General features: G+C 70.0%; 10 protein-coding genes. 6 read left to right on the forward strand and 4 right to left on the reverse strand.

Going from position 1 to position 12,064, the window contains the following annotated elements; genetic code table 11:
• Window positions 1-45: 45 nt before the first annotated feature.
• The gene (locus GL259_RS33950; RefSeq protein WP_159537122.1) at window positions 46-699 is read right to left on the reverse strand and encodes a GntR family transcriptional regulator; all 654 of its coding nucleotides are present in this window, start codon (window positions 697-699) and stop codon (window positions 46-48) included.
• A 463-nt stretch (window positions 700-1,162) separates the two neighbouring features.
• A complete protein-coding gene (locus GL259_RS33955; RefSeq protein ID WP_159537124.1) occupies window positions 1,163-2,788 on the reverse strand; it encodes a subtype B tannase in 1,626 nt (541 codons plus the stop codon).
• 150 nt (window positions 2,789-2,938) lie between these two features.
• Here GL259_RS33955 and GL259_RS33960 point away from each other — a divergent pair, with 150 nt between their 5' ends.
• Window positions 2,939-4,141, forward strand: coding sequence for an ROK family transcriptional regulator (locus GL259_RS33960; protein WP_243762476.1), 1,203 nt, complete (start codon window positions 2,939-2,941; stop codon window positions 4,139-4,141).
• 161 nt (window positions 4,142-4,302) lie between these two features.
• Window positions 4,303-4,512 (forward strand): hypothetical protein, encoded by a 210-nt coding sequence (locus GL259_RS33965; protein ID WP_159537128.1) that lies wholly within the window; start codon window positions 4,303-4,305, stop codon window positions 4,510-4,512.
• A 54-nt stretch (window positions 4,513-4,566) separates the two neighbouring features.
• Here GL259_RS33965 and GL259_RS33970 read toward each other — a convergent pair whose 3' ends face one another.
• Window positions 4,567-5,268: a GNAT family N-acetyltransferase gene (locus GL259_RS33970; RefSeq protein ID WP_159537130.1), complete on the reverse strand. Its 702-nt coding sequence runs from the start codon at window positions 5,266-5,268 to the stop codon at window positions 4,567-4,569.
• Between the two features lie 295 nt (window positions 5,269-5,563).
• Here GL259_RS33970 and GL259_RS33975 point away from each other — a divergent pair, with 295 nt between their 5' ends.
• Together GL259_RS33975 and GL259_RS33980 are read left to right on the forward strand one after the other, a co-directional pair.
• Window positions 5,564-7,585 (forward strand): hypothetical protein, encoded by a 2,022-nt coding sequence (locus GL259_RS33975; RefSeq protein WP_208026553.1) that lies wholly within the window; start codon window positions 5,564-5,566, stop codon window positions 7,583-7,585.
• A 177-nt stretch (window positions 7,586-7,762) separates the two neighbouring features.
• Entirely contained in the window at window positions 7,763-9,532 is a 1,770-nt protein-coding gene (locus tag GL259_RS33980; RefSeq protein WP_159537132.1) for a subtype B tannase, read from the forward strand.
• A gap of 25 nt (window positions 9,533-9,557) precedes the next feature.
• Here the strand turns inward: GL259_RS33980 and GL259_RS33985 are convergent, their stop codons facing one another.
• The gene (locus tag GL259_RS33985; protein WP_159537134.1) at window positions 9,558-10,073 is read right to left on the reverse strand and encodes a transposase; all 516 of its coding nucleotides are present in this window, start codon (window positions 10,071-10,073) and stop codon (window positions 9,558-9,560) included.
• Between the two features lie 61 nt (window positions 10,074-10,134).
• On the opposite strand from GL259_RS33985, the gene GL259_RS33990 reads away from it, so the two are divergent.
• Together GL259_RS33990 and panD are read left to right on the forward strand one after the other, a co-directional pair.
• Window positions 10,135-10,611, forward strand: a complete 477-nt coding sequence (locus tag GL259_RS33990; RefSeq protein WP_159537136.1) for an alpha/beta hydrolase — start codon at window positions 10,135-10,137, stop codon at window positions 10,609-10,611.
• Window positions 10,612-11,626: 1,015 nt separating this feature from the next.
• Window positions 11,627-12,049, forward strand: coding sequence for an aspartate 1-decarboxylase (panD, locus tag GL259_RS33995; RefSeq protein ID WP_159537138.1), 423 nt, complete (start codon window positions 11,627-11,629; stop codon window positions 12,047-12,049).
• Window positions 12,050-12,064: the final 15 nt, after the last annotated feature.

Genomic DNA, 12,064 nt, shown 5'->3' on the forward strand with positions numbered 1-12,064 from the left:
TGTATCTCCTTGGTGACAGGTGCCGCACCCGCCCCAGGAGCGCGTCTAGTCGGCGCGCAGGGCGTCGATCACGCTGCTGAGGTGGGCGCGCACGGCCGTCTCGGCCGCTTGCGGATCCCTGGCCCTGATCGCTTCGATCACGGCCAGGTGCTCACTCAGGGACTGCTGCGGACGGCCCGGCCGCAGCGCCAACTGGAAGCGGTGGCGCACAAGTTGCGCATTGAGTCGCTCCAGGAGGCCGACGGCCGTGTGCTGGCCGGAGGCGTCCCGGATCAGGGCGTGAAGGTCGTGGTTGAGCTCGGAGTAGGTGACCGGATCGCCGTCGGCGACCGCCTTGGACATGGCCTTGCCCAGGCCGGTCAGCTCGTCGAGCTGCGCGTCGGTGGCCTCGGTCGCCGCCTTGGCCGCGCACAGCCCTTCGAGGGCCATCCGGCACTCCGTGATCTCCACGGCCTCCTCGACCGTCACCACCCGCACCCGCGAACCGCGGTTGCGGATCCGCTCGACCAGCCCCTCGGAGGTCAGATCGAGCAGAGCGGCGCGCATGCTGGCACGCGTGACGCCGTACCTCTCGGCGAGCTCGTTCTCCACCAGCCGCTGGGCCGGCGCCATCTCGCCCTGCAGGATCGCCTTCCTGAGGCGCTCCAGTGCGTACTGCTTGGCCTGCTCTCCGGAGCCTGGACGGGCTTCCTTCGGCATCTGCCCTCCCTGAGTGAGTGCCTGTCGACGCTAAATCTAGGCCAACAGGATTGTCAACAATTCTGTTCTCACTCTTGGGTGAGGCGAGTCACGGCGGGATTCACAGGCGGCGCTGGACAACGGCCCTGGTTGTGCATGCGGTGCTGCACCTGATGCGGATCACCGGCGGCCACCGGCGCCGATCTTCGGCGCAGGGCGCCAGGGCTGGTGGCTGCCCTCGTCGAGGGTCAGGCCGCCGGCGGGGAGGGCGGAGCGGCCGTTGCCGGCGGTCCCCCCGGCCCGCTGCCCTGCACGGCGGATCAATCTGCGCGTGCGCCAGGCGCTCTTTCGAGGCTGAAGGACGTGAGGACCATGAGGGGCCGGCTGGTGGTGGCGCAATTGCCGCAGCGTGTTCAGGCCGTCCGTGGCGGTCAGCTCCGGCAAGGAACGGCGGAACGGGCGTACGGTTCGGCGGTGTCGGTGGTTAGCTCTTGTAGCCCGTCACCTTGGCGACCCACTTGATGAAGTCGCCCGGGTCCTCGTTGGTGGCGTGGCCCTTGTCCCAGTAGTACGCGTGGTCGACGTCGTCACCGAGGTTGTCCACGGCCATGGCGAGGTTCGCGGCGACGGTCAGCGCTGTGTCGGTGTCGGATGTGCCGAGCCGGATCCACCAGTGCTTGGAACGGTTCGGGTTGCGCTCTTCGAGGATGTGGAACATCGGGTTCATCAGCTTGAGCTTCTCGGGGACGTCGCTGTCGACCCGCTTGCTGCTGAGCCCGGTGGTGTCGTTCTTCGCGCTGTAGGCGGTGAAGTGACGGGCCTTGGTGGTGCCCTTGCCGAACTCGTTGTTCTCACCGGCGGACAGGTCGAACGCGTCGAAGGCCGGCTGGGTCTTCTTCCGCTGTGCCACGTGGGCGAGGTAGCCCTCCCACGTGAAGGCGGCCTGATTGTTCCTCCACGTGATGAACGTGTTCTCGGCCAGGTATGTCTCGCGCTCGGAAGCCGACAGGGCCGCGAGGTACTTCGTCGCCGACGGCTGGAGGTGGTGCTCCAGGAGGTAGTCGGCGTAGTTGCGGGCGGTGATCTTGCCGAAGCCCGAGCCCTTGAGGCCGCGGAGTTTCAGGCCCGCCTGGTATTCGGCGAACTGCGACCGGAGCTCCTTCGACACGCTCTGGTCGACGGTCTTGCCGGTGGTCTGCGTGGGCAGGGTGCCCCAGTTCCACTCGTAGGCGCCGTCGGCGTGCTCCAGGTCCGTGATCGGGCACCAGGCGCCGGTCGCGAAAATGGTGTCGGAGGCGTCGGCCGCACCGGCCTCCCTGAGGTACGGCTCGTAGATCTTGCTGTCGCCGGAGGCGCCGAGCAGGGCCGAGGAGGCGCCGCCCGCGCTGGTGCCGGTGGACACGATCCGCTCGACGTTGCCCGGGATGCGGCCCTCGTTGGCGCGGATGTAGCGCACGGCGGCCTTCAGGTCGACGATCACCGCGGGGGCGGTGCCGTAGTAGGTGCCGGAGGAGTCGGTGAGGCTGCGTCCGCGGGTGCCGGGCTCCACCACGACGTAACCGGCGACCAGGGCCAGCTTCGCGAGGTTCACCATGCCGTTGATGGCACCCGTGCCACCCGCCATGCCGCCGTCCGTGCCGCCCGATGGCATGCCGCTGGGCATGGCGCCGCCCATGCCGGTCATCTCCAGCTTGGCCTGTCCCACCCCGGTGGCGTCCGCCACGGTGGTGGGCATGTAGGCGCCCGCGGCGTTGGCGAGCACGATCGGGGCGTTCGAGGCATCGACCGTCGTGCCGTCGATCTTGACCGGGACGCTGACCACCAGGCTCTGGTGGTCGGAGTCGCTCGGGTGCGTGACGTAGTTGCGGGCCTTGTAGAAGCGGTACGCCACCGAGTGCTCGGTGCCGGAGGCGTCGGCGATCGACTCTGTCTTCTCCGTGAAGTCGTCCCGGTCGAAGACCAGCAAGTCGTTGACCGAGGCGCCCTTGCTGTCGGTGCCGCCCGTGTTGTCTGCCTGTGCGGTCAATGTGATGCCGCCGACGGCTGCGACCCCGGCGGTCGCACCGAGTCCTATGACGACGCTCCTGCGGTTCACTGCCCTGTGCTTCATGGTCATCTCCTCGTCCCGGCGAGTTGTCCGCCGCCCGTGGGGGGGGGCTTCCCGTCGAGTGTGCGGACTCCAGCGCTTTATTTTCAAGGATTGAAAAATTAGAAGGAGGTGAAATCGGGGACCGCTGTGGCGACCATGCACAATCAAGACGTGGACACCCCCGCTCCCACCGGTTCCGCGGCTGTGCGCCGGGCCAACCTCTCCCTGGTCCTGCGCTACCTCGCCGCGCACGGCCCGTGCGCACGCACCGAGGTCGCCGCGGGCACCGGCCTGGTGCCCGCCTCGGTGACGGCGCTCGTCGCCGACCTGATCGATCGCGGCCTGGTGGCGGAGGTCGGCGCCGCCTCATCGGGGGGGCGCGGCCGTCCGCGCCGACTGGTGAGTCTTGTGCCCGGGCGGGTGCGGACCACAGCCGTTCATGTGGCCTGGGGATACAGCACGGTGATGACGTCCGACCTGGCCGGCGTGCCCGGCCTGGCACGCCAACTACCGAATTCGGGAGGGCCGTTCGGACCCGTGGAGAACCTGGCCGATGACATCGCCTCCGCCGTCGACGCCGTCGATCCACCGGAGCCAGGAGTCCATCATGGCCGTCTGGTGATCGCTCTGTCCGGACCGGTCACCGACAGGGCGCAGGAAGCGCCGGGCCCTGCGCGCAGTGCCTCGCACCTCGCCCGGCTTGTCGCCGACCGGCTGCCCGGACTGCCCTGCCCCGTCGACGTGGTCAACGACGCCAAGGCCGCGGCACTGGCCGAGTACCACGCTCTCGCCTTGCGGGGCGGCACCGTGGCGTATGTGAAGTCGGACGCGGGAGTGGCCGGTGCGTTGATCGTCAACGGCCGCGTCTTTCACGGCAGTCACGGCCTGGCCGGGGAGCTCGGCCACATCCCGGTCTCCCTCGACGGGCCCGTCTGCCGATGCGGCGCGACCGGCTGCCTGACCACGTACGTCAGCACCCGCGCGGTCCTGGAGGAGGCCGGCCTCGGCACTTCGGCTTCGCCTCACCACACCAGCGCCGCCCTCACCGAACTCGACCACCGCCTGCGTACAGGCGAGCCGGGCGCTCTGGCCGCACTGAACCGCGCCGGGCATGCCCTGGGCGCCGCACTCCAGTCGCTCACCGGAGTGACCGACCCCGATCATGTCGTCCTCGGCGGCCGACTTGCCGACTGGCTGCCCTGGTTGAGGCCCGGCATCGACGCCCGCCTCGCCCCGCGCCGGGGCGCCTTCCCGGCCTGTTCCCCCGCCGTCACTCCCGGGGCCCTCGGTGCCGACGCGGCCCTCCACGGTGCGCTCGCCGCCGGACGCGAACACATCCTGGCCGACCCCGCCGCCGTACCGAAGGGAACCTGACGTCGGGCGCGGGTGCTGTTGTCAGCGGTGGCTCAGGAGTGGCTCAGGACCTGCCTCCGGTCGCCGTCAACCGGGAGCCGACCAGTGTCCGACCGTTCCCCGGGGGTGAGGCGGACGGCGCCGCGACGTGATCAGGATCCCGACCGCCGGCGAAGTGCGCGATGCCCGGCAACGGGCGAAGTCACTGGTCGACAGCGGACCTGACCGTCCAGGGCACCGGCCTGCTGTGCGTCACCCTCTGCTCCGTCGCCGCAAGCAGATGGACGGCGCACCGGCCCGGCACCGCGGTCCTCGTCATCACCACCGAGCCCGCCGCACCGGACCTCCCCGCGTGGTGCCGACCGGAACCGAAGAAGGCTCACTGGCGGTGACGCGTGCTGCCCCGTCGTCGGCAGGCCACTCCACGGAGCCGCCGATGCGAGCCGTCAGGGAGTCCGGAAGCCCCGGAAGGTCACCTGCCTGCGCGTCCTGAAGCCGAGGCGCTCGTACAAAGCGATGGCGCGGCTGTTCGTCTCGGCCACATGCAGGAAGGGACGCTCGCCGCGTGCCACGATGCGTGCGGCGAGCGCACATACCAAACGGGCGGCGTGGCCTTGACCCCGTGCCTCGGGAGCGGTGCAGACGGCGCTGATCTCCGTCCATCCCGGGGGCCGCAGGCGCTCCCCGGCCATCGCCACGAGGGCACCTCCGACCCTGACACCCAGGTAGGTGACGAGTTCGTGGGTGCGTGACCAGAAGGGCCCCGGCTCGGTCCGCGCGACGAGATCGAGCATCTCGGACACGTTGTCCTTGCCCAGTACGACCAAGCCGCTGTCGGGCTCGGCGCCGCGTCGGTCAGGGAGGCGGCCGCCGGTCCAGATCAACTGACGGCCCGCAAGGCTGAAGACGGGCTCCCAGCTCGGCGGCGGGGCAGCCGGACAGCTGAACATGTCGGCGAGGGCACCTGGACCGAGCAACGCGGCGAGGTCGGCCCAGTCCTCTGCCTCAGGCTGGACAGGCACGGCGGAGAAGGTCGCCACTTCGGTGGAGTAGGTGACGGCCCCGCCGAGCCGTCGGGCCAGATGCGCGTGCGGGCCGCCGAGCGACTGGCCTACCGGATCATCGAGTACCGAGTCGTTGTTCATCATTCCTGGTGGACTCCTGCGGCACCGCTGACGCATCCTCGTGGATCAGGCGTGGCCGTGATCATTCCCCTCAGTGTCACATCCGTGGCGGATGCAGCGGCCGATCGGTGCCGTGCGGACGCACTCGCGGTCGCACCCGCAGCCTTCGACATGGCTGAGGGGCGTGTCGGTGGACGTGGGACGTCTGGTCGTTGCCGGCGGTCGAAAAGTTTCGCCTCCCTGTACTGGGCCGGGTGGCGTTGTTTTCATGTGACCGCTGCCGCCCGAGCGGGCCCCCGTACACACAAGGAGTATCCGAGTGCTTTCCACCGAGGCCAGGGTTCCGCAGGCGCTCCAGTTCGGCACGGGGTGTGCGGTCCTCGACCCGGTGACGGGCGCGCCGGTGCAGTTCCTGGACGACCGGGCCCCGGTACGGCGGTTTCTGCTCGACCAGGACGCCGCCCCTTGGCACTCGGTGGAGCACCAGTGGGGGTCCGGGCACCTGGTGACGGACAGGGGAGCGGCTCGGTGGCTCGCGCCGTCGGGACTGCGGGTGGTGGGCGACGCCGTGGAGGCGGTGCACACACCGCTGCCCGGGGTCCGGGTGGAGGTGCGGCGGCGCGTGGACGGGGACGTGCTGCGTGAGCGCTATACGGTCGTGAACAGCGCCGACGAGTCCCTCGCCGTCACCGGCCTCGGCATCCAGACGCCCTTCGCCGACTGGTACCGGGATGCGCGGACCTCGCTGGAGGAGGCGGTGCACGCCCACGTCTTCACCGGAGGCACGTGGGCGTGGGTGCTGGCGCAGCCGATGTCGGGTGCGGGGCGCTGCCTGGGGCTGATCGTGCGGGAGGGGGCGGTGCGGGCGTACGCGGTGGAGTCCCGCAACCAGGCGTCGCTGTCCGACGTCCGCGGTCATCTGGTCCTCCAGGTCACCGACCGCGCCCGTAACCCGGACGCGTTCGGCGGCCAGCCGGTGCTGCGCCTGGCGCCGGGGGAGTCGACGTCGGTGGCCTGGGAGCTGGGCTGGTACGAGTCGGTCGACGAGTTCACCGCCGCCACCCGGCCTCCGGCCGTGTTCTCCGCGTACGCCGCCGAGACCGGGACACCGATCGTCGTCGAGGCGGCGTCGGTGAGCAGCCCGGACCCGGAGGTGAAGGTGGAGCGGGAGTCGGAGGGCCGGTACCGGGTCGAGGCGTCCGCGCACGGCACCCGCACCCTGGACGTCGGCGACGGCGCCCGTACCGAGGTCCTCTTCCACCTCCCGCTGGAGGAGGTCGTCCGCCGCCGCGTCGCCTACATCATCCGCCACCAGCGGGCCACGGAACGGCCCGGTCTGCTCGCCCACGCCTTCGTCCCGGTGAACACCGGGACCGGGCTGACCAGCGCCACCAACGGCTGGTCGGACTGGTCCGACGGCTCCGAGCGGATCGCCATGCCGCTGCTGCTGCAGGCTGCCACGGCTCGCGGTCTCGCCGACCCGGAGGAGACGGGCCCCCTGCTGGAGGACTGGTCCCGGTTCGCCGTACGCCACCTGCTGGACGAGACCGACGCCCCGCGCCGCGGGTCCCAGACCTGGCACCTCGGACCGCGGCTGTACGACATGCCCTGGCTGGCCCGCTTCTTCCTCGACCGGCACCGGGCGCACGGCCGCCAAGAGGACCTGGAGCGCGCCGCCCGCATCATCGAGCGCCGTTTCGACCTGGGCGGAGCCACCCACCTGTCCATCGACGACTCCCCGACCACGACGGCCGTCTGCGACGGCCTCGACGCCGCCGGCCAGACCGCCCGCGCCGCACGGCTGCGCGACCGACTGGTCGACAGCGCCCGCGAGTTCACCCGCATGGGGCGGCAACTGCCCGCCCACGAGGTCAGCTACGAGCAGGCGATCGTCGCTCCGCTGCTGGACCTCCTCAGCGACGCGTACGCTCTGACCGGCGAGGCCGTCTTCCACGACGCGATCGAGGAGCGGCTGCCGTGGCTGCTGGCTTTCGGCGGACCCCAGCCGCACGCCCGGCTGCACGGCATCGCCATCCGGCACTGGGACGGCTACTGGTTCGGCGAGAACCGGCTCTGGGGAGACATCTTCCCCCACTACTGGAGCACCCTGACCGCCACGGCCCTCCTGCGCCTGCCGGACACCCTGCGCACCCCCGGCACCGACCGCCTCGCCGAGGCGATCCTGCGCGCCAACATGGCTCACTACGGTGAGGACGGCTCGGCCACCTGCGCCTTCGTCATGCCCTCCGCCGTCGACGGACGCCCCGCCCACACCGCCGACCCCCTCGCCAACGATCAGGACTGGCACCTGGTCCTGTGGCTGCGCCACAACGCCGCCTGAGCGACGCGCCGGAGGCAGGACGCCGCGTCGGCTCGAACCGGCAGTAGCCTCCTGACCCACTAGGCACCCACAATGTCGGCGATAATGCTGGTCATATTGTTAACAAACTTGTAGCGTGCGTCACGCCTCGACCCCGAGGCCCACGCGAAGCACTCGGTGCTCGATGAGGGGAGACCCATGCAGAGGTTGACCGCGCCCCGCGGACGGGACGCACTCACCCACCGGCCGAGCCTGCGGGCGCAACGCCCCGCGACCCGCACACGCTTCCTGAGAGGTGTGGCGCTCGCGGGTTCCCTCGTCCTCACGTCCGTCGCGGTACCGGCCTCCGTCGCGGCGGCCGCCCCTGCGCAGAGCCGTGGCCATGCCGCGGACCCCCAGGACGCGGCGCTCGCCTTCGACTCCTCCGGCTACACGACGATCACCATCACCGTCGACGGCCGTCCGGTGGACGTGCGCTGGTACAAGGAGATCTGCTACGTCGCGAACCCGGTCGCCGCGGCGGCACAGCAGCCCGGCGGTCCGGGCGGGGGCAGCACCACCATCCCCAACACCGCCTGCGGCTACCAGAGCATGAACGTGTTCGTCCCCGAGAGTGCCTTCGGCGACCAGCGGGCGCCGGTCTACTTCGCAGTGAACAACAGTGGCTGGATGGCCAGTTACATACGGGCGAGCGTGACCGCCGGAGCCTCCTACACCAGTGCGACGAGCAACGTCGGCGCCGCCCTGAAGGCGGGTTACGTCTTCGTCGACGTCGCCAGCCGCAGCCGCGGACTGGTCGGTGCCGACGGCTCGTTCCCCGGAAAGGCACCCGCGGCCGTCGCCGACGCCAAGGCCGCCGTGCGCTACCTGCGTCTCAACGACACCGCGATGCCCGGCAGCGCGGAGCGGATCGTCGTCAACGGCACCAGCGGCGGCGGCGCGCTGGCGTCGATCCTGGGGGCCTCGGGCAACAGCGGGGAGTACACCCCGTACCTCGCCGCGATCGGCGCCGCCGGCATCGACGCCAAGGGGCGCAGCACCCTGCGCGACGACGTCTTCGCCGTCAACGCCTACTGCCCGATCACCGACCTCGGCAACGCCGACACGGCCTACGAGTGGCTCTACAACGCCCTCGGCACCCGCGACACCACCGGACAGAACCCCTCACCCGCCGCAGCCGCAGAGATAGCGGCCCGGTTCGCGGCCTACGAGAAGAGCCTCGACCTGCGCAACGCCGACGGCTCCCGGCTCACCGCCGCGACCATGCTCGACACCATCCAGCAGGAGGTCGTCCGCTCCGCCGAGACCTACCTGGACGCGGACCCCGCCCACACCATCCCACCGCTGGGCGGCACCTTCCCGATCACGGCAGGGGGCACCACCAAGTCGTACGTCAACGACTGGATCGACGTCGACCCCGCCACCCGCACGGTGCGCTCGATCGACATGGCGAAGTACCTCGCCTTCGTCGCCACCCAGGCCGCCCTCAAGACGACCCCCGCCTTCGACGCCGTGGGCGTCGACGGGAACACCACCAGCCGCACCGAGACCAACCTCTTCGGCCCGCCGACGCAGACGTACCTCAACTACACCGAGTTCAGCTGGAACCACAACGACGTGCCCGGCGACGGCAGCGGCCTGGACGACACCGGGCTGACCTGGAAGCAGTACACCGCGCGGAACAGCACCACCGTCGACGACCAGGTCCACCTCATCAACCCGATGGACTTCATCGGCACCAAGGCCGACACCGCGCCGAACTGGTACGTCCGCCACGGCACCCGCGACCGGGACACCGCCCTCACCGTCTCCGTCAACCTCGACCGCGCACTCGCCGCGGACAAGCAGGTCGAGGACCTGGACTACCGGCTCGCCTGGAACCAGCCGCACGCCGGGAACTACGACGTGCCCGAGGCCATGGCCTGGATCGCCAAGGTCGTCCAGAAAGCGGGCAACCCACTCGCATAAGAGATCGTTCTCTCGCCATGTTTATTCAGGAATGAACGTTGATCGCGTCGCGCCAGGGATCGTTGCTTGGTCGGTGAGGCGGCGGGCCATCAGGTCGGTCACGACCAGCTGGATCATGGCTTCGGAGCGGGCGGGCAGGGTCTCGTAGTCGCAGGCCAGAGGGCAGTGAAGCGTCAGACCAGCCGCAGGTCCGCTCCACGGTCCAACGCTTGGGCAGCGGGCTGAATCCCTTCTTCCCGGGCGTGTTGGACGTTTTCCATGCGATGCCGAGGGCGGCGGCGTGCTCGACGAGGCGGTGTCGGCAGCCGCCGTCCTCCCAGACCTTGCGGATGGTGGGGTGTGCGGCGGCCACCTGGTTGATCAGGTCGGTACCGGCGACGGAGTCCTGCACGCTCGCCGCGGTGACGGGCATCGCCGGCAGCAGCCCGAGAGTGTCAGTGACGATGCTCCGCTTGCGGCCCACGCTCTCTTTCGCCGCGTCCGTGCCCTGTCCGGCGGCCGGGAAACTGGTGGAGGTTCTCACGCTCTGGGCGTCGATCACGCAGGCAGACGGCTCCGCGCCTTTGCCCTCTTTCTGCCGTAACGCTTGTCGGAGCACGCCGGTGAGCCGGGCACATGTGCCATTCTTCTGCCATCTGACCGTCTCCGGCAGCATCATGGACGTGCGGGACGCCTCGTACCTCGAGCTGTCCGAGGCGATGCAGCCCGACCCGTTCGGTGACCTGCCCGTGTCCTTCAGAGAACTGGGGCCCTCCTACCGGGGCGGAGACCCGGACGGGCTGGCGGCCTGGCCGGTGACCAACGCCCGGGCGAAGACCGCGGACGCCTTCGCCCAGCCCCTCGCGCACACGATCACCTGGGCCGGGCTGGAGAAGCTGACGCTTCCGGTCCAGCTCATCACCGGCGACGCCGACCTCCACAGCCCACCGTCCGTGATGCGCCTGCAGGCACAGCATCTGCGCAACGTCGAGACGCACGTGGTGACCGAGGCGGGTCACCACCCGCACTGGGAACAGCCCACCGCGTGGAACCGCCTCCTGATCTCCTTCCTCAGGCGGCACGCCACCCGCAGGGGATAGCCGGTCGGCTGAGTCATGTGTGCGTCAAAGCACGGTGAGGGTGAGCGCTCCGGTGTAGGGGTCGCCCGCCTTGACGGCGGATCCGGGCACCCATGAGCCCGGCGGACGGGCGGTGAGTCTGCTCGACCGGAGCGCGCCGTCACCGGCGGTGTTTCCCGGTGGGTGCGGCTGCGGCATCACCCTGTGCGCGACGGACCGCCGCAGAGCGGTGTCTGGGACGGACCGGAAGAACGATTTCCTGCGCTGATCGTGTGCTCCGGGGGGCGCCCGAGGGCTTCGGGGCCTTCCGGCGGCGGCCTGGTACTGCTTTGGTGCGAGGCCGCCGCAGTCAAGGGTCAAGGAGGAGACCCCGCACTGTTGCCGGCCCCGCTGTTCGTCTGCGCCCGGGCGGACATCGGATGGCCCGCTCCCGCGGGCCTGGCGGAACGCGAACCTTCGTGTCCCGAAGGGGACATGCCGCTGACCGGCCAGCGGCTGAAGATTACGGTGCGCTGGCGAAGCCGGTGTCGTCGCCGTCCCACACGGAGAGTTCGCGGACAGGGCGATGAGGGCCGGCAGCCACACCCGGATCCGCTTTGCACTGGCGGGGCGTTGACCACGCAGCACGTTGGGCGGTGGCTTGAGCGTTCCATATGCTCGTCGAGCGATGCCACGAACTGAAACCTTCGACGGCGATGCGTCGAATGCACCGTGATTCCCGTGGCTGCCTGACAGCATCTGAGTGCCCGTCCTTTCACCCGGACCGCTGCTCGCGGCCCGTGACGTGATACAGATCTCGCTGTTCTTCCGGCGTCGCGGTTCATATCCTGATCGCAATCGATGCTGCAGAGCAGGGCGGAAACCTACTCGAGCGGCCGTGAGGCTTGGCTGGCGAGGTGTCAGGAAAGCCGGCAAGCGGTCAGCGCGAATCGGACGACTGCTCGTCGGTGCCAACCAGCGAGCGATCCCCTGTAGCCTTAGATAACAGCCTTTGACCTGCAGAAAGCAGGCAGGGAGCGAGTTTCGGGAGTGCTGAGTGCTTCGTAATCTATTCAAGTCCAAGATCCACCGCGCCACCGTCACCCAGGCCGACCTGCACTACGTGGGATCGGTGACCATCGACGCCGATCTGCTCGACGCCGCCGACCTGCTGCCCGGCGAGCTCGTGCACATCGTCGACATCACCAACGGGGCCCGGCTGGAGACGTACGTCATCGAGGGCGAGCGGGGCTCCGGTGTCGTCGGGATCAACGGGGCGGCGGCCCACCTCGTCCACCCCGGTGACCTGGTGATCATCATCAGCTACGCTCAGGTCACCGACGCCGAGGCGCGGGCGCTGGAACCCCGGATCGTGCACGTGGACCGCGACAACCGCATCGTGGCCCTGGGCGCGGACCCGTCCGAGCCGGTGCCGGGATCGGACCAGGAGCGCAGCCCGCAGGCCGTCCCCACGGCCTGACCGGCGCAGACCGAG

It is taken from the genome of Streptomyces sp. Tu 3180 (assembly GCF_009852415.1).
Taxonomy (GTDB): Bacteria; Actinomycetota; Actinomycetes; order Streptomycetales; family Streptomycetaceae; genus Streptomyces.